Source organism: Leclercia sp. J807, from assembly GCF_009734465.1.
Taxonomy (GTDB): Bacteria; Pseudomonadota; Gammaproteobacteria; order Enterobacterales; family Enterobacteriaceae; genus Enterobacter.
The window spans coordinates 2751230-2772542 of record NZ_CP046446.1 but is presented as its reverse complement, the minus strand read 5'-3'; the positions used below and the strand labels follow the sequence as shown (position 1 = coordinate 2772542).

Annotated in this window: 20 protein-coding genes; 10 read left to right on the top strand and 10 right to left on the bottom strand. The window is 56.5% G+C overall.

The annotated features are described in order from the left end of the window. Positions 1 to 82: 82 nt before the first annotated feature. Positions 83 to 976: a LysR family transcriptional regulator gene (locus GNG26_RS13250; protein WP_114314686.1), complete on the bottom strand. Its 894-nt coding sequence runs from the start codon at positions 974 to 976 to the stop codon at positions 83 to 85. Positions 977 to 1067: 91 nt separating this feature from the next. On the opposite strand from GNG26_RS13250, the gene GNG26_RS13245 reads away from it, so the two are divergent. The 4 genes from GNG26_RS13245 to GNG26_RS13230 all read left to right on the top strand — a co-directional run bounded on the left by GNG26_RS13245 (position 1068) and on the right by GNG26_RS13230 (position 4773). Beyond that, positions 1068 to 2051, top strand: coding sequence for an aldo/keto reductase (locus GNG26_RS13245; protein ID WP_156239061.1), 984 nt, complete (start codon positions 1068 to 1070; stop codon positions 2049 to 2051). A 61-nt stretch (positions 2052 to 2112) separates the two neighbouring features. Further along, positions 2113 to 3312, top strand: a complete 1200-nt coding sequence (locus GNG26_RS13240; protein ID WP_156239060.1) for an MFS transporter — start codon at positions 2113 to 2115, stop codon at positions 3310 to 3312. 401 nt (positions 3313 to 3713) lie between these two features. Beyond that, entirely contained in the window at positions 3714 to 4448 is a 735-nt protein-coding gene (locus tag GNG26_RS13235; RefSeq protein WP_156239059.1) for an AzlC family ABC transporter permease, read from the top strand. 1 nt (position 4449) lies between these two features. Continuing rightward, the gene (locus GNG26_RS13230) at positions 4450 to 4773 is read left to right on the top strand and encodes an AzlD domain-containing protein (protein ID WP_103179964.1); all 324 of its coding nucleotides are present in this window, start codon (positions 4450 to 4452) and stop codon (positions 4771 to 4773) included. A gap of 61 nt (positions 4774 to 4834) precedes the next feature. Here GNG26_RS13230 and GNG26_RS13225 read toward each other — a convergent pair whose 3' ends face one another. Continuing rightward, positions 4835 to 5089 carry a hypothetical protein gene (locus GNG26_RS13225; protein ID WP_156239058.1) on the bottom strand — a complete coding sequence of 85 codons (255 nt, stop codon included), beginning with the start codon at positions 5087 to 5089 and terminating at the stop codon, positions 4835 to 4837. Positions 5090 to 5850: 761 nt separating this feature from the next. On the opposite strand from GNG26_RS13225, the gene GNG26_RS13220 reads away from it, so the two are divergent. Further along, a complete protein-coding gene (locus GNG26_RS13220; RefSeq protein ID WP_156239057.1) occupies positions 5851 to 6252 on the top strand; it encodes an SgcJ/EcaC family oxidoreductase in 402 nt (133 codons plus the stop codon). A gap of 90 nt (positions 6253 to 6342) precedes the next feature. Here the strand turns inward: GNG26_RS13220 and GNG26_RS13215 are convergent, their stop codons facing one another. Further along, positions 6343 to 8616, bottom strand: coding sequence for an FdhF/YdeP family oxidoreductase (locus GNG26_RS13215; protein WP_156239056.1), 2274 nt, complete (start codon positions 8614 to 8616; stop codon positions 6343 to 6345). Between the two features lie 296 nt (positions 8617 to 8912). On the opposite strand from GNG26_RS13215, the gene GNG26_RS13210 reads away from it, so the two are divergent. Further along, positions 8913 to 10298, top strand: coding sequence for a cytosine permease (locus GNG26_RS13210; RefSeq protein ID WP_197080165.1), 1386 nt, complete (start codon positions 8913 to 8915; stop codon positions 10296 to 10298). A gap of 45 nt (positions 10299 to 10343) precedes the next feature. Here the strand turns inward: GNG26_RS13210 and GNG26_RS13205 are convergent, their stop codons facing one another. Continuing rightward, positions 10344 to 10739, bottom strand: coding sequence for a rhodanese-like domain-containing protein (locus GNG26_RS13205; protein ID WP_156239054.1), 396 nt, complete (start codon positions 10737 to 10739; stop codon positions 10344 to 10346). A 108-nt stretch (positions 10740 to 10847) separates the two neighbouring features. On the opposite strand from GNG26_RS13205, the gene ftrA reads away from it, so the two are divergent. After that, the gene (ftrA, locus tag GNG26_RS13200; RefSeq protein WP_156239053.1) at positions 10848 to 11810 is read left to right on the top strand and encodes a transcriptional regulator FtrA; all 963 of its coding nucleotides are present in this window, start codon (positions 10848 to 10850) and stop codon (positions 11808 to 11810) included. A 119-nt stretch (positions 11811 to 11929) separates the two neighbouring features. Here ftrA and ychF read toward each other — a convergent pair whose 3' ends face one another. Both ychF and pth read right to left on the bottom strand, forming a co-directional pair. Then, positions 11930 to 13024, bottom strand: a complete 1095-nt coding sequence (gene ychF / locus GNG26_RS13195; protein WP_103822293.1) for a redox-regulated ATPase YchF — start codon at positions 13022 to 13024, stop codon at positions 11930 to 11932. A gap of 126 nt (positions 13025 to 13150) precedes the next feature. Next, entirely contained in the window at positions 13151 to 13735 is a 585-nt protein-coding gene (pth, locus tag GNG26_RS13190; protein ID WP_103179957.1) for an aminoacyl-tRNA hydrolase, read from the bottom strand. 274 nt (positions 13736 to 14009) lie between these two features. Between pth and ychH the strand changes: the two genes are divergently transcribed. After that, entirely contained in the window at positions 14010 to 14285 is a 276-nt protein-coding gene (ychH, locus tag GNG26_RS13185; RefSeq protein WP_103179956.1) for a stress-induced protein YchH, read from the top strand. A 117-nt stretch (positions 14286 to 14402) separates the two neighbouring features. Next, positions 14403 to 15446 carry a MerR family transcriptional regulator gene (locus tag GNG26_RS13180; RefSeq protein WP_156239052.1) on the top strand — a complete coding sequence of 348 codons (1044 nt, stop codon included), beginning with the start codon at positions 14403 to 14405 and terminating at the stop codon, positions 15444 to 15446. On the opposite strand, the gene dauA is transcribed toward GNG26_RS13180, so the two are convergent. The 4 genes from dauA to lolB all read right to left on the bottom strand — a co-directional run bounded on the left by dauA (position 15432) and on the right by lolB (position 19777). Next, positions 15432 to 17108: a C4-dicarboxylic acid transporter DauA gene (dauA, locus tag GNG26_RS13175; RefSeq protein WP_197080164.1), complete on the bottom strand. Its 1677-nt coding sequence runs from the start codon at positions 17106 to 17108 to the stop codon at positions 15432 to 15434. The genes GNG26_RS13180 and dauA overlap by 15 nt on opposite strands. A 120-nt stretch (positions 17109 to 17228) precedes the next feature. After that, positions 17229 to 18176: a ribose-phosphate diphosphokinase gene (prs, locus tag GNG26_RS13170; RefSeq protein WP_003856663.1), complete on the bottom strand. Its 948-nt coding sequence runs from the start codon at positions 18174 to 18176 to the stop codon at positions 17229 to 17231. Positions 18177 to 18299: 123 nt separating this feature from the next. Further along, positions 18300 to 19169: a 4-(cytidine 5'-diphospho)-2-C-methyl-D-erythritol kinase gene (gene ispE, locus GNG26_RS13165; RefSeq protein WP_103822291.1), complete on the bottom strand. Its 870-nt coding sequence runs from the start codon at positions 19167 to 19169 to the stop codon at positions 18300 to 18302. Continuing rightward, positions 19166 to 19777 carry a lipoprotein insertase outer membrane protein LolB gene (lolB, locus tag GNG26_RS13160; RefSeq protein ID WP_103179953.1) on the bottom strand — a complete coding sequence of 204 codons (612 nt, stop codon included), beginning with the start codon at positions 19775 to 19777 and terminating at the stop codon, positions 19166 to 19168. Before lolB ends, ispE begins: the two co-directional genes overlap by 4 nt. Positions 19778 to 20045: 268 nt before the next feature. Between lolB and hemA the strand changes: the two genes are divergently transcribed. After that, positions 20046 to 21302 (top strand): glutamyl-tRNA reductase, encoded by a 1257-nt coding sequence (gene hemA, locus GNG26_RS13155; RefSeq protein ID WP_039030718.1) that lies wholly within the window; start codon positions 20046 to 20048, stop codon positions 21300 to 21302. Positions 21303 to 21313 lie beyond the last annotated feature (11 nt).

Sequence of the window (21313 nt, the reverse complement as noted above, 5' to 3'; positions counted from 1 at the left end):
GGGTCCGCAGTAAGCGGGCCCGGTTTCTGTTTATGTTCAGGGGAGAGACTTGCGCGCCTCCTGAGATATACAGTGCACAAGGTCAGGGCATCGCGAGACGATCGTTCATCTCTTCAAATAACGCTATCAAGTGATCTGCAACGACTCTGACTCGCCGGGAGTGTGCCAGATCTGAGTGCATAACTAACCATAATGTCTGATCCACACCAATATCTGAATTAACGCAGTGTAGCGCGTTTTCCCTCGCCATAAAGTGCGGCAAAATTCCAAGCCCCAGACCCGCTGAAACGGCCGATAATTGTGCTGCCAGCGTATTCGCTTCTACCCGGCAGGGCCTGCCCCGCAGCATCCGTGTTACCCACCGCGCAGCGGGCAGGTGCTGATGAGATTCCGACCAGCCAATATACTGCCCATGACTGAGCAGTAACTCAGTGGCCTTACCTTGCCATTTTTTTAAGTATGTCCGGTCGGCGTAAAGCCCGAATCCCACGGTGCCAAGCCGCTTCAGCGTCAGATTTCCGCTGTCAGGTTTAACCATACGTATCGCTAAATCGGCATCCCTGCGATGCAGATTGACCGACGACACGCCGCTGAGTACTTCAACCCGTAGATCGGGGTAGCTATCCAGCAATCCTGTCAGCGAAGGAAGAATAAAATGCGTGGCCAGGTTGTCGGATGTTGCCAGCCGAACAAGCCCGGCGACGTTAACCTGTAATTTTGCAGACTCCCCGAAGGCAAGCCCTGCACTTTCAAGCGCCTCCGCCCGCTCCAGAAGCGCCTCCCCGTCATCCGTTAACCGATAGCCGCTCTGATGTCTGCTGAATAGCGGTACTGCCAGAGAGCTTTCAAGCCGATCCAGTCTTCTTGAGAGCGTGGCAATACCCATATTCATGGCCTCCGCTGCGCCACTCAGCGTCCCCGCGCGGGCAATGGCCAGAAATACCCGCGTATCGTCCCAGTTAAAATCAGCTTTCATATTTTCCGATTATGGAAAACGGCTCTCCGTTTTCAGCTCTGTTTTATCACTTATCGCAGGATGATACTGCAATCCTCACAAGGAGATAAACATGCAAAAACGTAATCTGACTTCCTGCCTCACTGTTTCTGCGCTTGGTCTGGGTTGTATGGGTATGAGCGAGTTCTACGGGCCACGTGACGACGAGGCATCCTTGGCAGTACTGGATAAGGCACTGGATTTGGGGATGAATTTTCTCGACACGTCTGATACCTACGGCCCCTGGCACAACGAGGAATTACTGGGGAAATTCATTAAAACACGTCAGCCCGCCCTGAAGCTGGCAACAAAATTTGGCATTGTGCGACAGCCTGGCGAATACAAAAGAGAGCTCTGCAACAGACCCGACTACGCGCGCAAAAGCTGCGAAGCGTCGCTTAAACGCCTTGGCGTGGAGCATATTGATCTCTACTACGTGCACCGTATTGACAGCAACACCGCGATTGAAGAGACGATGGCCGGGTTGGCGGAGTTGGTTAAGGAGGGGAAAATTGGCCACATCGGATTATGTGAGGTCAGTGCAGAGACGCTCCGGCGCGCTCACGCGGTTCATCCTGTCGCGGCGGTTCAGACAGAGTATTCCCTCTGGAGTCGTGAGGCCAAGGCCAGTGTCATTCCACTGTGTAAAACGCTTGGGATAGGATTTGTGGCCTATTCGCCCCTTGGACGAGGCTTTCTGACGGGCAGATTTCAACATGAGCCGGTACCTCAGAATGGCGATTTTCGCAGTACGCTTCCTCGCTTCCAAGCAGAGAACCTGGCAAAGAATCACTCCCTGGTGGAGGTAATAACAGCTCTTGCCGTCAGTAAAGGCTGCACACCCTCACAGATTGCGCTGGCCTGGTTACTTGCGCAGGGAGACAACATTGTGCCCATCCCGGGCACCTGCAATCTCCACCATCTTAGCGAAAACGCCGCGGCGCTTGATCTCCAGCTCAGCGGTGACGAGCTGGACGCGTTGCGGATCGCGCTATCCACTCTCCCGGTTGTCGGAGAACGTTATACGCCAGAAGGGATGAAAGGTGTAGGAGCCTGATTCTGCTCCTACCCGCACCGCTTCAAATATTTCCCCGCTTTCTTTGAAGAGTATTTATGAGATGAACGATACCGTATTACAGGTAAATCCGGTGCCAGCGCGCACCTGGTTAGCAGTTGCTGCGCTCGGGATCAGCGCGTTTTCGATTGTCACCAGCGAACTTGCACCCGTAGGTATGCTCAGCGCGCTGGCGAAGGATTTTAATCAGACTGAATCCGGGGCGGGGCTTGCGGTGACGGCTTATGGCTGGGTTGCCGCACTGGCCGCCTTGTTGTCCGGCGCGATGCCGTCACGCATATCGCGTAAGGCTCTGCTCGTTGGACTGATGCTGTTTCTGGCGCTCTCTTGCCTGGCCGTGACCCAGGTTCACACGATGAGTCTGTTTATGACGGCACGTATGGCGGGGGCGCTGGCACACGGTGTTTTCTGGGCGTTGATCGGCGCAGTGGCTGTACAGCTTGTTCCGCAAGAGAGGCTTGGTCTGGCTACCTCCGTGATATTTGGCGGCGTTTCGGCGGCCAGCGTGATGGGCGTACCATTGGCCAGTTTTGTTGCAAACATGACCGGTTGGCGCCATGCATTTACGGTAATTTCCGTGCTGTCATTGGCTGCCGCCTCTCTCTTATTCTGGACGCTCCCGCCTATAAAGGCGCCCCAACCACTGAGGCTGGATGTGTATCGTGGGCTGGTTAAAAATCCGGTGCTTCTCACTCTCTATGGCGCGACTGCCTCTATTATTTCGGCGCACTTTGCGGCATTCACCTATCTTGAGCCTCTGCTGACCCAAACCCGGAATGTCCCGATGGCTTCCGTTTCTGGACTGTTACTGATTTCAGGCCTCTCCGGACTGCTGGGGAATGTTGTTGCCGGTAAACTTATCGATCGACACATTAAATTGCTGATTTTGATCGCTTTGCTCCTCAGTGCAGGTGCGTTGGGGATGCTTGGTATGAAGAGTGTTGCCGCACCTTCGCTCTGGCTCACTGGCATGCTTCTGGCCATCTGGGGCGCCGCTATGGCAATTGTGTTCGTTGGGTTGCAGACCTGGCTGCTCCGTTGCGCGAAAGAGGCCGCACAGCCTGCATCAGCCATCTATGTCGCCATTTTCAATGCAGCCATCGGTACGGGGGCACTTGCCGGCGGGCAGGTATCGGCAAGGGTTGGTCTTCAGGAGATGGTGTTACTGGCTGCGCTTGTTATCCTGGGCAGCATAGCACTAGTTGTAACGTTAAAAAGCTCAGAAAAAGAACCTTCATTCTGAAGCCGCGTTATCGGGTTTGAACCCAAGGAGAGACGCGTCAGAGGACGCGTCGATGATCAGAAGGAAAGGTACGCATAAAATAGAATTCGCCTGCGCAATCTCCTTTACCGTCAGGGGCTGGGCGAAGTGGCAGCGTAAAAAGCCTTTTGCCTGACGGATATCGGCCCGCAAAAAGAGTTATTGCGAGCCTTTCACGGTGCGCTCGTCGTAATGCCCAACCGGTGCGGGCTTCACCGGGAGCAATAAGCATTACCGGGCTGCGGCAGCAATGCCGTTTTGTCGTGCCACCTTCGCGTCTCCCACAACCTGAAGAAATTTCACTGCTAAGCGGGATTTTACTATAGCGTTTGCTGTTGATTCTTAAGATAGTTATTGAGCTAAGTAATATAAGGGAAGAAACGATGTTGATGAAGATAAATACCGGCCATCCCGCGTCCGCCACGGACGAATTTCGGGCCGGTATTGCTGCCTGTCTCCCCACCATTGCGGGCTACTGGAGCATTGGCTTTGCGGCGGGGGCGATAGGCACACTCTCCGGGTTTACCACCGGGCAAATCGCGCTGTTGGCCAGCGCGCTCTACGCCGGTTCGGCGCAGTTCCTGTTTTACTCACTCTGGGCCGCAGGGGCGGAAATGGCCTCCGTGGTGCTGAGCGTGCTGCTGGTCAACCTGCGCTACCTGCTGATGAGCTCCTCCATGAGCGTTTTTTTTCGTGACTACACCACCCTGCAGAAAGTGGTCAGCGGGCTGTTGCTGACCGACGAAACCTTTGGCGTGGCGGTGCAGCGCGCCAGCCCGCAGGGCAAAATCAGCTACCCCTGGATGCTGGGGCTGAACGTGACCGCCTGGCTGAACTGGAGCATCGCCTGTGTGGCCGGAGCATGGCTGGCAACCACGCTGCCCGCCTCGCTGATGGAGGGGTTGGGATTCAGCCTGGTGTCGATGTTTATCGGCCTGATCCTGATGATGTGGTTTGCCAGCCGCAGGAAGATCCTCGAAACCATCAATATTGTCGTCGCGGTGGCGATTACGCTGCTGACTGCCGGGAGTAGCTCGCTCAGTCTGGTGGTCATTCTGGCCGCATCCCTTGCTGCCACGCTGGCAACCCTACTGTTACGCGCCCGGAAAGGAAAATAAGATGGAAAGAAATATTCTGCTGGCGATCCTCGCCTCGGCGCTGGTCACCGCCCTGATGCGCACCGTGCCGGTCTTGCTGTTATCCCGCTTTCGGCTGCCGGAAGTGTTGCTGCAGTGGCTGAGCTTTATCCCTACCGCCATCATGGCCGCCCTTGTTGCCGCCGAACTGATGAGTAAACCCGCAATGACCGATTCGGGGATCAGCATCTCGCTGCTGGCGGCGGCGTTTGCCACTCTGGTGGGCATTCTTACCCGCGGATTATTTGCCACGGTGATCGCGGGAGTGGTGGCGTTTTGCGCGGCGGGGTACTTTTTAGGCACTTAATCTGCAAAAAATAAGGCCCGATTGTTGGGCCTGTTGCTGGAAGCTACGCTCAGATGTCGGGTTATTCTCGCCCGGATGATGCATTTAGTTTTTTGCGAAGTAGGGTGGCAGAAGATCGTTTTTTAACTGCAGCCAGTTCGGCTTTAAGATCGTGAATATATGCCTCTGCACTGATGCCGTGAGTGTGCAACTCCGCAGATGCTAATGCCTGAAATACTCTCTTTTCCCTGTCACCAGGGGCAAGAAGCGCGGAATGTTCATGCTTATTGCAATACGACATAGCAGGCTCTCCCTTCTGTAACTCTCTTGTAGGCATGGAAATCTCCCTGTATCAGTGGTCGCGGCGTTCTTTTTGGCAACCCTGTGTGCGGATTGTAGCGCGGTACAATTTTTAACCCAAGCAGAACGTCATAGATCTCTTCCAGAGAAGTGCGGCGCCCCTTATCCACCACGCCTCCAGAAGCCGCCTGAAAAACAAATCCCCCGATGTGAAGTTTCTCTGCGTGAGCGATTAGGGCCAGGGAAACTGATTGCAAAACAACAGCGCTGCCTAATCCTTTGAATTTAATATGACGAAAATCAGCCAGGCCCCCCATACCGTCGAAAGTATAAAACAGACTTCTGCCATTCCATTGATCGGGAATGGAATGGCTGGCGGCATTTCATATCCGATCCGAGTAAATGTCGCTTCATCTAACAGACTGCCCACAATCACGGTATATACCTCGTGACCAGTAACAAAGACGTAGCTGTGATGAACCCGATGATCGTAGACGAATCTTTTTCTCCTCATACCATAATCGTCAAGAAAAACCTCTTCTTCTATACGCACTTATTGTGCCCTGCATACAACGCCTGATAGTTCCCTGGCACAATGGCAAATGTGCCGCAATGCGGTCACTTTATGACCATGATTGAAGTATGAAAACCCACAATCTGGCATTACATGGATTTACTTTTGGCTTTGCGAGACCTCTTCCAGAAAGGCCTGCCGGGCACTTTCGCTTGCCTGGCCTACACATTGCGCCGGCTGGTGATACAGTGAATAGAGGCAATCACTGAACAGGGAATATGCACATGTACGAACACCCGCTTCGCAATATCATTAAGGCGTGTGACAGGGCGATCTTAGCCAAAGATTTCGACTCGCTGATGGAGCACTACGCCGACGACGCCGCGCTGGTGATTAAGCCCGGTATGATCGTTAAAGGTAAAGACAATATCCGCAACGCCTTTATTTCCATCTCTGATTATTTTCAGGATCAGCTCGTTGTGAAGCAGGGTGATATCCAGATCATTGAAGGCGGAGGCGATGCGCTGGTGATCATGGAATCCCAGCTTTTTTACCCGGATGATCAGGGCGTTACAACAGAGATAACCCGGCGTGCAACCTATGTATTCCGTCTGGAAAATGACCGCTGGCTGTGCACCATCGACAATTCTTACGGAACGTCAGTGTTAGATGCTGAACCCACCTGACCATTTTATTTGCTGACCGGCGCCAAACTGAACAGAGAGAGCGTCACCGATCCGGGCAACACACCGGATCGGTGACGGCGTGAGAAGAGATTAGAGGGCGCGGATCTCTTTTGAGCGCAGACTCAGGCGGACGGGCACCGATTTGTACGACGGCGTACCGCTCTCTTTATCGAGATAATCCAGCGGAACCAGCACGTTTGCTTCCGGGTAGTAGCCAGCAACCGTGCCAGGGGCAATGCTGTAAGCCACCACGGTGATGTCATCCAGACGCTGCTGTGAGCCGGGGAGGGCGGTATGAATATCTACCCGATCGCCATGCTCCAGCCCCAACTGTTGCATATCCTCTTCGTTCATAAACAGCACGTCGCGCCGACCGAACACCCCGCGATAGCGGTCATCCAGGGCATAGATGGTAGTGTTGTACTGGTCGTGACTACGCAATGTAACCAGACGCAGCACACGCTCGCCTTCGCCCGGGCTGTTCTCACTCACGCCCTCAAACAGCGAAAACATCGCCTTGCCGCTGGCGGTGGGCCAGACACGCTCCGTGGGCGGCAGTGGCATTCGAAATCCGCCCGGCACCCGGATGCGGGCGTTGAAGTTCTCAAAGCCCGGCAGTGTCTGCTCGATAGCGTCGCGAATGCGGTCATAATCCTCCACCAGACCCAGCCAGTCGGTTTTGGTGTGGGGCAGGGTGGCGTGGGCGATACCGGCGACAATGGCGGGCTCCGAGCGTAGCCAGGGAGAGGCCGGTTTGAGCTTGCCGCGGGAGGCATGCACCATCGACATCGAGTCTTCCACGGTGATCGACTGCTGGCCGCTCTGCTGCATATCCAGTTCGGTGCGCCCCAGGCAGGGGAGAAGATATGTCTCTTTCCCGACCAGCAGATGGGTGCGGTTCAGCTTGGTGGCGACATGTACGCTGAGATCGAGACGTTTCAGCGCCGCAAACGCCCTGTCGTGATCGGGCATCGCCACCGCAAAATTCCCCCCGAGGCAGAGGAGCGCTTTGGCCTCGCCGTTGATCATCGCCTGCGCCGCCTGTACCGCGTCGTGGCCGTGGGTGGCTGGCGGGGTAAAGCCGAACACCGTGCCCAGCCGGTCCAGAAAGGCCGCGGTCGGTTTTTCGGTGATCCCCACGGTGCGGTTGCCCTGTACGTTGGAGTGGCCGCGTAACGGACAGATGCCCGCGCCGGGTTTGCCAAAATTGCCGCGCAGCAGCAGGAGATCGGCGATCAAACGCACATTGGCGGTACCCTTGTTGTGCTGGGTGATCCCCATGCCGTAGGTGATGATGGTGGCGCTGGATTTAGCGTAGAGGCGCGCCACGTTCTCCAGATCGGCGCGCTTCAGGCCAGACTCGCGCTCGATGGCCTCCCAGCTCGTGGCGGCGATATCGGTGGCAAAGTCGGTAAACCCTTGCGTGTGGGTGGTGATAAAGTCGTGATCCAGCGCATCCAGCACCAGCAGATGTTTTGCGATACCTTTTAACGCCGCGGCGTCGCCCCCGGCTTTCACCTGATAGTACGTCGAGGCGATATCGGTGGCGCTGTATGTGGCCATCTCTTTGACATTTTGCGGATCGGCGAAGCGCTCCAGCGCCGTTTCGCGCAGCGGGTTAAAAACGATAATCGGCACGCCCCGGCGGGAGAGCTCGTGCAGGGTGCCCATCATCCGTGGATGGTTGGTGCCCGGGTTATGGCCGATGGAGATCACCAGCTCAGCATGGTCGAAATCTTCCAGCGAGACGGTGCCTTTGCCAATCCCGATGGAGCGGGGCAGGCCGACGCTGGTGGCCTGGTGGCACATGTTAGAGCAGTCGGGAAAATTATTGGTGCCCAGCTGGCGAGCAAACAGCTGATACAGGAAGGCGGCTTCGTTTGACGCGCGCCCGGAGGTGTAAAACTCAACCTCATCCGGGGCCAGTCCCCGCAGCACCTCGCCGATACGGGCAAAGGCTTCGTCCCACGCCACCGGAAGAAAAGTATCGCTCTGCGGGTCATATTTCATGGGATGGGTCAGGCGCCCATAGCCTTCCAGCTCAAAATCACTTTTTGACCACAGGGTGCTGACGGTGTGCTCAGCGAAAAATTCCGGGGTGACACGTTTTGTGGTCGCTTCCCAGGTCACCGCCTTGGCGCCGTTCTCGCAGAACTGAAAGGTGGATTTGTGTTCTTTGTCGGGCCAGGCGCAGCCCGGGCAGTCGAAGCCGTCGGGCTGGTTGGTGCGCAGCAGCGTGGCGGGGGCGTCGAAGGTGTCCATCTGCGTACGCACGGCAATCGCCGTGGCTTTTAAGGCGCCCCAGCCGCCCGCAGGACCGGCGTAATGGCGAATGCCGGGTACCGCTCGTCTGTTGTTGCTCATCTGCACTCCTGTCTTAAGCGGGGATTAGTAATGGCGATGCCTGATTTGACTGTCGATCGAAACCCATCTCAATCACATATAGTTTTCATCTTAATTACAAATTATTCACAGCTCAGTTCACAAATCCATCATCAGATGCGTGTGGGTGGATGTCAATGGTTGTATATACATGTTCTGTCATATGGCGTTGCATGGGTATAGCAGGGTCTCTGACGGGCATTAATCATCCACTCAGAGAGGAAACTATGTCGTCTTTTTCATCTTCAGAAGCGCAGTCAAAGCGCGGCGGGACGCGAATTTCGGAAACACGATCCATCGATTACATCCCGGATAATGAACGGCACGGCCACCCCTTCAGCCAGTTTACGCTGTGGTTTGGCGGCAATCTGCAGATCACCGCCATCGTGACCGGGGCGCTGGCAGTGGTGCTGGGCGGGGATGTGGTGTGGTCCATCATTGGCTTGCTGGTGGGGCAGGTGCTGGGCGCGGTGGTGATGTCATTTCATGCCCTGCAGGGTCCGCGCCTCGGGCTGCCGCAGATGATCATCAGTCGCGCCCAGTTTGGTGTGCTGGGCGCGGTGATCCCGCTGGCGCTGGTATGCGTGATGTATGTCGGCTTCTCCGCCAGCGGGACAGTGCTGGCAGGACAGGCGATGGCCAGGCTGCTGTCGGTCTCGAACGTGGCCGGTATGATCCTGTTCAGCGCGATCATTATCGTGATTGCGGTGCTGGGATATAAGGTGATCCACAAGCTCGGCAAGGTAGCGAGCGTGGTGGGGGTGCTGGCGTTTGTCTATCTGTTTATCGCTCTGCTGATCGCGAGCGATGTGGGCGCTGTGATGCAGAATAACCACTTCTCGATGCCGATGTTCCTGCTGGCGGTGTCGCTCTCCTCCTCATGGCAGATCGCCTTTTGTCCCTACGTCTCCGACTATTCCCGCTACCTGCCGCGGGACGTCTCAGGGGTGAAGACCTTTCTCTCCGTCTTCAGCGGTACGGTGCTGGGCACCCAGGCGTCCATGACCCTCGGGGTGATCACCGCGGCAATCGCCGGCAGCGCCTTCAAGGGGCATGAGGTGAGTTACATTGTCGGGCTGGGTAAAAGCGAGGCGATGGCGATGGTGATCTACTTTGCGATCTGCTTTGGCAAAATCACCTTTACCACCCTTAACGCCTACGGCAGTTTTATGTCGTTGACCACCATTGTCTCGGGTTTTCGTCGACAGACGACGCTGAGCCAGAAAAGCCGCGTCACCTTCGTGGTCCTGATGGTGACCCTCTCATGCGTGATTGCGCTGCTGAGCGAACCGGCGTTCCTGAAGCATTTCACCCATTTCCTGTTGTTCCTGTTGGCCTTTTTCGTACCGTGGAGCGCCATCAGCCTGACCGATTACTTTATTATCTCCCGTAAAGCGGTAGATATTCCGGCGCTGTTCGATTCCCGTGGTCGCTACGGGCACTGGAACATGTTTGCCATCAGCGTCTATGTTGTTGGCGTGTTGATCCAGCTGCCGTTTATTGAAAACCCGCTCTACCACGGCTCACTGACCTGGCTGTTTGCCGACAACGATGTCTCGTGGGTGATTGGGTGGTTCTGCACCGCAGCGCTCTATTATGGCTTGCGGCGTTTTGATCGGCGGGTGCTGCCGACAGAGACGATCTATCCGGCGTCGGGCAGGTGAAAGAGATGTCAGCGATCCCGCAGGTCAAACGGGATCGCGGCTCTTTTACCGGGAGGTAAAAGCAAAACCTTCGTCGGCCCAGCCGGTCATTCCGCCAATCATAATTTTCACCGGGCGGCCCATCTGCGCCAGCTTCAGCGCGGCGCGATCCGCACCGTTGCAGTGCGGCCCGGCGCAATAGACCACAAACACTGTATCGGAGGGCCACTCCGCCATTCTTTGCTCGGTCATATCGCGATGTCGCAGGTGCAGCGCCCCAGGAATATGACGGCGGGCGAACGCCTCCGGACTGCCGACCACATGCAGCAACACAAAATCGACATCCCCCTCTTTAAACGCGGTATGCACATCGTCGCAGTCTGTTTCCACGCTCAGTCGCTGTAAAAAATGGTTTGCTGCGACATCTGGCGACGCTGCAGGATAATCAGTTACATAGCTCATAAACACCTCCAGGAATGAGTCTTTACTCTACGGCGGAGACGCGGCTTTGACAGCTGGCAGAAATGCCAGATAACATCAAGATCATGACAAAACGCATTGAGCGCGGTGATGAATAATCCTCTGGTGGTTGTGCTGGCCTATGACGGACTCTGTACCTTTGAATTCGGTATTGCTGTCGAAATTTTCGCGCTGCCCCGCCCCGAGATGGGCCAGGAGTGGTATCGCTTTGCGGTGGCGGGTGTTGATCCGGGTGAGTTACGCGCAACGGGTGGCTTCAGACTGGTGGTGGATGGCGGGCTGGAGCTGCTGAGTGAGGCCGGAACGATCATCGTGCCCGGCTGGCGAGGGGCGGATGTTCCGGTGCCCGCCGCGCTGTGCGAGCAGCTTGTCGCGGCACATCGACGTGGGGCGAGGATCCTCTCTATCTGTTCCGGGGTCTTTGTGCTGGCCGCCGCAGGGTTACTCGACAACCGGCAGGCTACCACCCACTGGCGTTATACCGACCTGCTGCAACAGCGTTATCCCGCCATCAAGGTCACACCTGACGTGCTGTATATTGATAACGGTGATGTATTGACCTCCGCAGGCAGCGCGGCGGGTATCGATCTTTGTCTGCACCTGGTGCGCCGGGATTATGGCAGCGTGGCGGCCAACCGCGTCGCGCGTCGGCTGGTGGTGTCGCCCCATCGCGACGGCGGTCAGGCCCAGTTTATTCAGCAGGCGGTGCCTGTCGCGTATGAAGGCCATCGCCTTGGGGCACTCTTCGACTACCTGCATGCCAGGCTTGCCGAGCCGCATACCGTTGAGTCGCTGGCAAAATTTGTCGGGATGAGCCCGCGTACCTTTTTGCGCCGTTTCACCGCCACCACCGGCAAGACACCCGCCCAGTGGTTGCTCCATGCCCGCCTGAGCCGCAGCCAGGATCTGCTGGAGAACAGCCAGCTGTCGATTGAGCGTATCGCGGAGGAGGTGGGGTTTGGCAGCGTGGCGACGATGCGTCATCATTTCAAAAATCAGCTGTCGACGACGCCTGCGGCGTACAGGAAGGGGTTTTACTCTTCAGCAGAGTAATAATGGGCGATGTTGTTTAATGATTCTACAGGCGAGACAGCGAGCCTTTGATAAAAAAAATCCACGCCATAGCGTGGATTTTTTTCAGATCAGTTAACGCATCCGCAGATGCATGACCTTTAAACGTTAAACAGGAAGTTCATCACATCGCCATCTTTAACGATGTAGTCTTTCCCTTCTGCACGCATCTTGCCGGCTTCTTTCGCGCCTTGCTCACCCTTGTAGGTGATAAAGTCTTCAAAGGCGATGGTCTGGGCACGGATAAAGCCTTTCTCAAAGTCGGTGTGGATTTTACCCGCCGCCTGTGGTGCCGTCGCGCCGACAGGGATAGTCCAGGCGCGCACTTCTTTCACGCCTGCGGTGAAGTAGGTCTGCAGGTTCAGCAGCTGGTAACCGGCGCGGATCACGCGGTTCAGACCTGGCTCTTCCAGACCCATCTCAGCCATGAACTCTTCACGGTCGGCATCGTCCAGCTCGGCGATATCAGACTCGACAGCCGCACACACGGCCACGACCACAGAACCTTCCGCCGCTGCGATTTCACGCACTTTGTCCAGGTATGGGTTGTTTTCAAAACCGTCTTCATTGACGTTGGCAATGTACATGGTCGGCTTCAGGGTCAGGAAGCTCAGGTATTTGATCGCCGCTTTGTCTTCGTCAGTCAGGTTTTTCAGCGCGCGCAGCATGCCCGCGTTTTCGAGCTGTGGCAGACATTTTTCCAGCGCAGCCTGTTCCGCTTTCGCGTCTTTGTCGCCGCCTTTGGCTTTCTTCTGCACACGCTGCAGGGCGCGCTCGCAGGTATCCAGGTCCGCCAGTGCCAGCTCGGTGTTGATGACCTCGATATCATCCGCCGGGTCCACTTTGTTGTTCACGTGGATGATGTTGTCGTTCTCAAAGCAACGCACAACGTGGCCGATCGCTTCGGTTTCACGGATGTTGGTCAGGAACTGGTTACCCAGGCCTTCACCTTTCGATGCGCCTTTTACTAGGCCTGCGATATCCACGAACTCCATAGTGGTTGGCAGAATGCGCTGCGGCTTTACGATCTCCGCAAGCTGATCGAGACGTGGATCGGGCATGGGTACGACACCGGTGTTTGGCTCGATGGTACAGAACGGGAAGTTAGCCGCTTCGATGCCCGCTTTAGTCAGCGCGTTAAACAGGGTGGATTTGCCCACGTTAGGCAGACCAACGATACCGCATTTGAATCCCATTTCTGAATCACCTTAATGTCTTGATATTCAACACGTTAACATTAACGAGTCGAAGAAAAGTAAATAACTACGCCTATTATACACGTAACCCGCAGCCTGCGGGGCAAAAAAGCCGTTTCGCGCCGCTTATTGCGCTTTGAAAGCGTGAAGACGGTTGGTGGCTTTAGTTAAACCATCCTGCAACCAGATTTCGGTGCAACGCGCCGCTTCGTCTACCGCCTCGTCGATCAGTTTCTGCTCGGAAACCGGTGGCTTACCCAGGACAAAACCAACAACTTTGTTTTTATCGCCCGGATGGCCAATCCCCACGCGTAAGCGATGGAAGTTAGGGTTATTGCCCAGTTTGCTGATGATGTCTTTTAAGCCGTTGTGCCCGCCGTGGCCGCCACCAAGTTTGAATTTCGCCACGCCCGGCGGCAGATCCAGTTCGTCGTGCGCCACCAGGATCTCATCCGGATTGATGCGGTAAAAGGTCGCCATCGCGGCCACCGCTTTACCGCTTAAATTCATAAACGTCGTGGGCACCAGCAGACGCACATCGGCGCCAGCCAGGTTAACGCGAGAGGTAAACCCGTAGAATTTAGGCTCTTCACGCAGAGGGGCGCGTAACCGCTCGGCCAGCAGATCAACATACCAGGCGCCAGCATTATGGCGGGTGGCAGCATATTCCGCGCCAGGGTTAGCCAGGCCGACAATCAGTTTAATCGTCACGTTTTTGTTCCTGAAAGTGCTAAGTCTGGCGCGTAGTGTACTGTCTGCCGCGTCGGTTGACAAAATTCTGCTAAGCGACACGTAGAAACTGAATAATCCCGGAGCTGAACCATTAGAATTTCATGCTACTCAAAGGCTTATTTGTAAAGTTTTGTTGCACCGAAGTACGTATTTGTGATCGTTGACGCAATCCGCAAAACGGGTGGTGTCTATACTTTACACACAAGGAATAGGGAGATTATTCCCTTACAACCCAAAGTTCCGGAGGTGCTATATGAAACGCAAAAACGCTTCGCTACTCGGTAACGTGTTGATGGGGTTGGGATTAGTCGTCATGGTTGTCGGCGTCGGTTATTCCATTTTAAACCAGCTTCCGCAACTTGACCTGCCACAATACTTCGCCCATGGCGCAGTGCTGAGCATCTTCCTGGGGGCGGTGCTTTGGCTGGCCGGGGCCCGCGTCAGTGGCCACGAACAGGTCTGCGATCGCTACTGGTGGGTACGCCATTACGATAAACGCTGCCGTCGCGAACAGCATAAGCACAGTTAACCAGTGACAGCGCGAAAAACGGTTTCTTCGGAAGCCGTTTTTTTTTGCCTTTTTTCTTGACCCTCACGTAACGTAAGGCACCAGAGTGACCGTGATGGCGAGATAAAAGGAGCAGCGATGTTAATTCAGGTTGGCCTGTTGGCGAAGCGAGCGGGGATCACCGTTCGGACATTACACCATTATGAGCAAACCGGCTTGCTGCTGCCCTCTGCCAGAAGTGCGGCAGGTTACCGTCTTTATACCCTCGCGGATGTACAGCGGCTACACCGTATCCAGGTGTTAGCCAAAGCGGGGCTGGAGCTTGCCGAAATTAAAGAGGTTCTCGATCGGGATCCGCGTTCCATGGTGGATCTCCTGGACGCGCAAATCGCGCTGCTGGATAAACAGATGCGCAGCATTCAGACGCTGCGCGAGCAGCTCGTGAGTTTGCATAGCGCGCTGGCCGCAGGCACCGAGCCCGATCTGGAATCCTGGTTACAGACGCTGGAGTTAATGACGATGTACGATCGCTGGTTCAGTAAAGAAGAGTTACAGGCATTACCGTTTGCGCAGCAAAGTGACGCCCTGGCAGAGATCTGGGCCGGGCTGGTGGCCGAAGCCCGGCGCATGCTGGCGGAGAAGGTGGACGTTGCCGACCCACGCGCTACCGGGCTGGCAACGCGCTGGATGACGCAGCTTGAGGAGGATACCGCAGGCAACCCCGACTTCCTGACCCGCCTGAATGAGATGCACAGCGTGGAGCCGCAAATGCGTGAGCAGACAGGGATCGACGCTGCCATCCTCGATTTCATCACCCGGGCCTTCGCCGAGAGCAAGCTGGCTATCTGGCAGCGCTACCTGACCCCCGAGGAGATGGCGTTTACCCGTGCGCACTATTTTGATCGCATGATGGAGTGGCCGGCACTGGTGGCAAAACTGCATCAGGCAAGCCGGGAAGGGGTGCAGGCAGAGAGCCCGGAAGCACAGCGGCTGGCGGAAAACTGGCTGGCGCTGTTCCAGTCTTACGCAGGGGATAATCCCGCGACCCAGCAAAAATTCCGCGAGGCGATGCAGCAGGAGCCGCATCTGATGAAAGGGACCTGGATGACGCCTGCTGTGCTCGAGTGGCTTCAGCAGGCGATCGGTATCATGATGCAGCGCCGGATGTCACAGATCCGCTAACGCCGCCTCACGGTCAGGATAGAACGCCAGACGGCCCGCAATGGGCTGAACCCCCGCGCGCGCCATCGTGCGCAGGGGCTGGAATTCGAGATTGGTCACCCGCAGTTCACAGCCTTCCGGCAGGCGTTGGACAAAACGCTGGAAGGCGTCCAGCCCGCCGGCATCCAGCACCGGGACCGCATCCCATTTCAACACCACGACACGTTTCCCCGCAATGCGCGACTCCAGCTCGCTGAACAATCCTTCCGCGGCGGCAAAAAACAGCGGGCCGATGACTCGCAGCACCAGCACGTCTTCCGGCGTGGCGACATTGACGCTGGCCAGACGGGTCATACGGGCAATGCGACGCATAAACAGTAATGATGCCAGCACAATCCCGACGCTTATCGCAATGACCATGTCAAACAGCACCGTCAGGGACATGCAGATCAGCATCACGATGATGTCGTCTTTGGGGGCGCGGCGCAGCAGGTTGATGACTTTATGCGCCTCGCTCATATTCCATGCCACCATCAGCAGCAGGGCGGCCATGGCCGAGAGCGGCAGCCAGGAGAGCAAGGGCGCCAGCACAAGCAGGGCGAGGATCACCAGCACCGAATGGACCACCGCCGAGACCGGCGACGTGGCGCCTGCGCGCACGTTAGCCGCGGAACGGGCGATGGCCGCTGTGGCGGTAATGCCGCCGAAGAACGGGGCGATAATATTCCCCAGCCCCTGGCCGACCAGCTCGCTGTTGGCTTTATGTTTGGTACCGGTCATGCCGTCCAGCACCACGGCGCAGAGCAGCGACTCAATCGCCCCCAACATCGCCATCGAAAAAGCGGCTGGCAGGAGGGCGCGCAGGGAGTCCCAGCTTAAGGTAAAGCTCGAGCCGGGCAGATCCCACGGCAGCACCAGCTGGGGCAGAAGCTGCGGGATACCGTTACCCTGGGAGCCATCCGCCAACACATAGTGGAACTGCGAGCCGATAGTGGCGACGTGGCCGCCCAGTAGATTGACTATCCCCATTACCGCGCAGCCCAGCAGCAGGGCGGGCAGGTGTCCAGGCAGGCGGATGCCCAGCCGTGGCCAGAGGATCAGCGTGCCCAGGGTCACCACGCCAATCGCCGCATCGCCCAGGTTTGTCGTCGGCAGCGCCATCGCCAGCGCCCCCACTTTTTGCAGGTAATGCTCCGGCACGTGGGCCATCTGTAAGCCAAGGAAATCCTTAATCTGCATGGTGCCGATGGTGATGCCGATCCCGGAGGTAAAGCCCAACGTGACGGAGAGAGGGATATACTCAATCAGCCTGCCAAAGCGCGCCAGACCGAACAAAATCAAAAATACCCCGGACATCAGGGTCGCCACTAGCAATCCGCCCAGACCAAACTGCTGAGAAACCGGATAGAGGATCACCACAAAGGCCGCGGTCGGCCCGGAGACGCTGAAGCGCGACCCACCGGTCAGGGCAATCACAATCCCGGCGACGGCGGCAGTGTAGAGGCCATACTGCGGCGCTACGCCGCTGCCAATGGCCAGCGCCATCGCCAGCGGAATGGCAATGATACCGACGGTGATCCCGGCGATCAGGTCACGAGTGAAGCGTGACAGGGTATATTTCTCTTTCCAGCAGGCGTCGATGAGGGCGCGGAAGGGAAGAACATGAGAGGAAGCGTTTTTCACAATCATCATCCATGTGCGCATCATCTGTCATATCAATGGCAGGTGAAGGAGGCATTAATCATACAAATAAATACTACAGACAAAAAAACCCGCCGTAGCGGGTTTTCTGACTGCGTCCGATTAGTGTTCGAACATTGCAGAGATAGATTCTTCGTTGCTGATACGACGAATCGCTTCTGCCAGCATCCCGGACAGGGTCAAAGTACGCACGTTTGGCAGCGCTTTGATCTCGTCGCTCAGTGGGATGGTGTCGCACACCACAACTTCATCAATAACGGAGTTGCGCAGGTTGTTCACGGCATTGCCGGAGAAGATCGGGTGAGTCGCGTAAGCGAATACGCGTTTAGCACCACGCTCTTTCAGCGCTTCGGCGGCTTTGCACAGAGTGCCGCCGGTGTCGATCATGTCGTCAACCAGCACGCAGTCACGGCCAGCAACGTCACCGATGATGTGCATCACCTGAGAAACGTTAGCGCGCGGACGACGTTTGTCGATGATCGCCATGTCGGTGTCATTCAGCAGTTTGGCGATAGCGCGAGCGCGAACCACGCCGCCGATGTCTGGAGAAACCACAATCGGGTTGTCCAGGTTCAGCTGCAGCATATCTTCCAGCAGGATTGGGCTGCCGAATACGTTATCAACCGGAACATCAAAGAAGCCCTGGATCTGCTCGGCATGCAGGTCAACCGTCAGAACACGGTCAACGCCAACACTGGAGAGGAAGTCAGCAACAACTTTTGCGGTAATTGGCACACGTGCGGAACGGACGCGACGGTCCTGACGGGCATAGCCAAAGTAAGGAATGACAGCAGTGATACGGCCAGCGGAAGCACGGCGCAGGGCATCGACCATAACAACCAGTTCCATCAGGTTGTCGTTAGTTGGAGCACAGGTGGACTGGATGATGAAAATATCACCACCGCGTACATTTTCGTTAATTTGTACGCTGACTTCGCCATCGCTAAAGCGACCTACGGCGGCGTCGCCAAGAGAAGTGTACAGGCGGTTGGCAATACGTTGTGCTAGTTCCGGGGTGGCGTTACCAGCAAAAAGCTTCATATCAGGCACGAGAAGAACCTCAGGCATGCGTCCAGTGGTGGATAGTTCGCCGTAAACTGTGCGGGCCAGGCGAATGCTATCCAGGCGGTGTATTAAAGAGCGCGATGCAACGTCTGGAACAAGGTGACGTTGTCACCGAAACTCAGATTGCGCCAGAATGGCCTGCTGTAGCGGGGAGATATTCATACCGCGCGCCACGAAACCATGCAGCCATTCTGGAGCCAGCTCGAGCACCTGACGTGCAGCGGATTCCGTATCAAATTCAGCAAAGACACAGGCTCCTGTGCCAGTCAGGCGCGACGGCGCGTATTCTAACAGCCAGGAAAGCGCTTCATCAACCTCGCGAAAACGTTTTCTTGCGATATCCTCGCAATCGTTGCTGAATTCACATTTTAATAACGTTTCTATTGACCGGACGGGGGTATCGCGTGGAAGGTCCGGATCTTTAAAGATAACCGGGGTAGGAATGCTGACGCCCGGGTGGGCGACCAGGTACCATTTTTCCGCGGGTTCGGCCGGGGAGAGGATCTCACCCACCCCTTCGGCAAAGGCCGCATGCCCGCGGACAAACACCGGCACGTCGGCCCCGAGCGTTAACCCGAGCGCGGCCAGTTCATCCACCGAGAGATCGCAGCCCCACAGGTGATTAAGTACCACCAGCACGGTGGCGGCATTTGACGAGCCACCACCGAGCCCGCCGCCCATCGGCAGCCGTTTCTCCACGCGGATATCCGCGCCGCTGCCCGCTGGCAGACGTCCGCTTTGCTGCGCCGCCGCCATCAGCAGCCGGGCAGCCCGCACGATCAGGTTATCTTCATCGGCCACACCCTCCACCGGGGTGAGCAGACGAAGCTGCCCATCCTGACGTGGCTCAATCGAAATGGTGTCGCCGTAGTCGATAAACTGAAACAGCGTCTGCAGGGTGTGATAGCCGTCCGCACGCTGGCCGGTAATGTATAAAAACAGGTTAAGTTTTGCAGGTGAAGGCCAGTGGGTCATCATTTGACAATCCAGTTATCCATCTTCAGCTTGATGCGCTGGCCGCCTTCGGTCAGTTCCAGGCTGGTTGGCAGAGCCGGTTTGGTGTTGCTGTCGTAGCCGCCGTAGACCACGTGCCAGTTTTTACCGTTCTGGCTGTAATTTACTTCACTCAGACGGTACTGATCGTCGAGTTTGTAGTCGGTGGCGTCGCCCGGCAGACCAAGGATCCACTGGCGCAGGCTGGTAATCGGAATTGGCATTCCGGTCAGCTTGCCGATCATCTCTTCGGCATCGGTGCCGGTATATTTCTGCCCTTTGTTATCGGTGATTTGCGCGCTGCCTGGCTGGGCAATCAGCTCCATCTCGGTGCTCCCCACCGGGTTGAGCAACAGCAGGCGATAGCGATCCTGGCCGGTCTGCTGCCAGAAGAAGCGGGCATACACTTTCTGCTGATCCGACAGATACGCAAAGGCACCGCGGGTCTGGTACTGGCTTAAACCACGCACCTCCTGCTGGTGCTGACGCCACTGCGGTGAGTCAGGGCTTTTGCCTGGCCCTTTGGGCGGCGTAATGGAACATGCGGTAAGTACCAGCGCGGCGAGGGGCAGGAGGCGAATCAGTCTGGTCATAATAATGACAAATCCTTGAGATACGTGGCGGTTATAGTTCTTAATGCTAGCGTCCGTATGCGGCAGCGTCTACGCTCAAGTTATCCTAAATCATAGAATTAACCATGCTACTTCAGGTTCAGAGGCGTTGGCTGCATCGCGAACTTTTTTGGTTAATATGAACTGGTAACCTATTACTCCGAAAGGGGGCAGTCTCTTTTATTGATCTCGCGCATCCTGTATGATGCGCCCTGCTAACCCTATTAACGCTGGTACTACTCCCGCTCATATGACCCTTTTAGCACTCGGTATTAACCACAAAACGGCCCCGGTTTCACTGCGAGAACGCGTCACGTTTTCGCCGGATACGCTCGACCAGGCGCTGGAAAGTCTGCTTGCCCAGCCGATGGTGCAGGGGGGCGTGGTGCTGTCGACGTGCAACCGTACTGAGCTCTATCTCAGCGTGGAAGAGCAGGACAACCTGCACGAAGCGTTGATCCGCTGGTTATGCGAATACCACAACCTGAACGAAGAAGAGCTGCGTAACAGCCTCTACTGGCACCAGGATAACGATGCGGTCAGCCATCTGATGCGCGTGGCCAGCGGCCTTGATTCGCTGGTACTCGGCGAGCCGCAGATCCTCGGGCAGGTTAAAAAAGCGTTTGCCGACTCGCAAAAAGGCCACCTTAAGGCCAGCGAGCTGGAGCGCATGTTCCAGAAATCCTTCTCTGTCGCCAAGCGAGTGCGAACCGAAACTGACATTGGCGCCAGTGCCGTTTCCGTTGCGTTTGCCGCCTGTACGCTGGCGCGACAGATCTTTGAATCCCTCTCGACGGTCTCTGTGCTGCTGGTCGGCGCAGGCGAAACCATTGAGCTGGTCGCGCGTCATCTGCGCGAGCACAAAGTGAAGAAGATGATTATCGCCAACCGCACCCGTGAACGCGCCCAGGCGCTGGCGGATGAGGTCGGCGCGGAAGTGATTGCCCTCAGCGACATCGACGCCCGTCTGAACGAGGCGGATATCATCATCAGCTCCACCGCCAGCCCGCTGCCGATTATCGGCAAAGGCATGGTAGAGCGCGCCCTTAAGTCCCGCCGCAATCAGCCGATGCTGCTGGTGGACATCGCCGTTCCGCGTGATGTCGAACCGGAAGTGGGCAAGCTGGCGAACGCCTATCTCTACAGCGTGGACGATCTGCAAAGCATCATTTCCCACAACCTCGCCCAGCGCAAAGCGGCGGCGGTGCAGGCCGAAACGATTGTTGAGCAGGAAACCAGCGAATTTATGGCCTGGCTGCGCGCGCAAAGCGTCAGCGAGACGATTCGCGAATACCGCGGTCAGGCGGAACAGGTACGTAATGAGCTGACTGCCAAAGCGATGGCGGCCCTGGAACAGGGCGGCGATCCGCAGGTCATCATGCAGGAACTGGCATGGAAACTGACCAACCGTTTGATCCATGCCCCAACTAAATCACTTCAACAGGCTGCCCGTGACGGGGACGACGAACGCCTGAATATTCTGCGCGACAGCCTCGGGCTGGAATAGCGCGCCATACC